Origin of the sequence: Nitratireductor sp. XY-223 (assembly GCF_004959855.1) — a bacterium.
Lineage (GTDB): Bacteria > Pseudomonadota > Alphaproteobacteria > Rhizobiales > Rhizobiaceae > Hoeflea_A.
The window spans coordinates 1-2,376 of sequence record NZ_SPNT01000051.1 but is presented as its reverse complement, the minus strand read 5'-3'; the positions used below and the strand labels follow the sequence as shown (position 1 = coordinate 2,376).

Below are 2,376 nucleotides of genomic sequence, written 5' to 3'. Positions count from 1 at the left end.
TCGGGTCGCGGCGGCCCGGCATACGGAGGCGGAGATTTGCCTTGAGCATCGAGAATGCGAACCCGCGCTCGGTTCTTGTGCGCTATCGCGGCGCGCTTGTCCTGGTTGGCGCCGTGAGCGCGGCGATAAACCTTCTGCTGCTCGCGGGTCCGCTGTTCATGTTGCAGATCTACGACCGGGTTCTGACCAGCCGTTCGGAGGCGACGCTTGTGGTGCTTCTTGCCATTGTCGTCTATTGTTACGGGCTGATGGGCCTGCTTGACGGCCTGCGCGGTCGGGTCTTTTCGCGCATCGGGGCCGGCTTGCAGCGTGCGCTTGACGAGCGCGTTTTCGATGCCGCCGGCACTGCGGCGCGCGATCCGGCCCGCGGTGGCGGTCCCTTGAGCGGCGGCCCGGGTCAGGCGCTTGAGCAACTCGGGACGGTGCGGGCGTTCTTTGCGTCGATGGCTCCGGGGGCGATCCTGGACCTGCCGTGGACGCCGTTGTTCATTGCGATCATCTTCATCTTCCACCCGCTGCTCGGCTGGCTTGCGGTGGCGGGCGGTGCGGTTCTGGTGGTTCTGGCGCTGTCCAACCGATGGGCGACGCACCGGTCACAGGAGCGATCGGCGAATCTTTCGGTGGAGGCCGCCATGCGCGCCGAGGATGTGCGCCGCGAGATGGAGACGGTGACGGCTCTGGGCATGATCGGGCCGCTGCGTGGGCGATGGAAGGCGTCGCGCGATGCGGCGCTGGATGCGTCGATGCGGGCCTCGGACGCCGGCGGCGGCCATGTTTCGGCGAGCAAGGCGTTTCGGCTGCTTTTGCAGTCGGGCATGCTGGCGCTCGGCGCTTTTCTGGTGCTGGGGAGCGAACTGACAGCGGGTGCGATGATCGCGGCGTCCATCCTGCTGGGCCGGGCGCTGCAGCCGCTGGAGCAGACGATCGCACAGGCGGCGCTGATCCGTCAGGCGCGTGCCGGCTGGCTTTCGGTGTCGCGCCTGCTTGCGCAGTTTCCGCCGCAGGTGCCGCCGATGGCGCTTCCGCATCCCGCGGCGCATCTTCGGGTGCGCAACCTGACGGTGCTGTCTCCCGATCGGCGGGCGGTGCTTTTGCGCTCGGTAACGTTCGATGTCGTGCCGGGCGAGGCGCTGGCGGTGGTGGGGCCGAGCGGCGCCGGAAAGTCAACGCTGGCGAAGGCGCTTGCCGGACTGTTACCGGCCGCGCAGGGCGATATCCGCCTGGGCGGCGCTGAACTGCCGGCGTTCGGGGAGGCGCTATGGCGTGAGCATCTGGGCTATCTGCCGCAGGAAGTGGCGCTGTTTTCCGGCACTGTGGCACAGAACATAGCGCGCTTCGATCCTGATGCCGGCGACGCGGCTGTCGTTGACGCGGCGCAGGCGGCCGGGGCGCACGCCATGATCCTGTCGCTTTGCGGCGGCTACGACACGGTTCTGACGGGCAGCGGCGGGGTTTCGGGCGGTCAGCGCCAGCGCATCGGTCTTGCGCGGGCGCTTTACGGTGAGCCGGCCTTGCTGGTTCTGGACGAGCCGGACGCCAGCCTTGACGATGACGGCGTGCATGCGCTGAACCGGGCGATCGCCGGGGCGAAGGCGGACGGGCGGGCAGTTGTCGTCATGGCCCACAGGCGCGCCACGCTGGCCGAATGCGAGCGGGTGCTGGTGCTGGAAGGCGGCGCGGTGAGGACGTGGGGACGCCGCGACGAGGTGCTGGCGCTTATTTCCGGCCGGCAGCAGGCGATCGCTGATGAAGACGAGGCGAACGATGGCGAACGCGCATCCCGATAGAGCGGCGCATCGCCCTTCAGGGGCTGTCGCGGTTCTTGGGCCGCGGGCGCCGCGCGCGCGGACGGCAGCGCCGGCAGGGGGACCTGGACCCGTGTGGCCTGTGCGCGGCCCCCTGCGGGCGTGCGTGCTGGTGCTCGCGTTCGGGTTCGCGGGCGCTCTCGCCCTTGCCGGAACGGTCCCGATCCACGGTGCCGTGATTGCGCCCGGCAATGTCGGGGTTGCCACGCGCCTTCAGGCGGTCCAGCATCCCGATGGCGGTCTTGTCGCGGCGCTGCGGGTGCGCGATGGCGAGCGGGTTGCAGCGGGTGCGGCGATCCTTGAGCTTGACGCTTCGGAGCTTTCTTCCGAGGAGGCAGTCGTGACGCGGCAGTTGCACGAGGCGCGGGCGCGCATCGACCGCCTGTCGGCCGAGGCCCGGTCGCAGGACGCCCTGGCGTTCCGGGACGGGCGTGCCGCAATGGACAGCCCGGTCCTTGCGGCACTGCTTGCCGCAGAGCGCAGGCTGTTCGAGACCGGGCGCGAAACGCTGATAAAGACACTCGGGCAGATCGGCGAGCGCAAGACGCAGACCGCGGCCTATATCGATGGG

General features: G+C 69.5%; 2 protein-coding genes. Both read left to right on the top strand.

What is annotated here, in order from left to right; genetic code table 11:
* The first annotated feature begins 41 nt into the window (after positions 1–41).
* A complete protein-coding gene (locus E4M07_RS28935; RefSeq protein ID WP_169054473.1) occupies positions 42–1,787 on the top strand; it encodes a type I secretion system permease/ATPase in 1,746 nt (581 codons plus the stop codon).
* A gap of 91 nt (positions 1,788–1,878) precedes the next feature.
* The coding region (locus tag E4M07_RS28930) for a biotin/lipoyl-binding protein (protein ID WP_169054472.1) at positions 1,879–2,376 on the top strand (498 nt) is incomplete at its 3' end.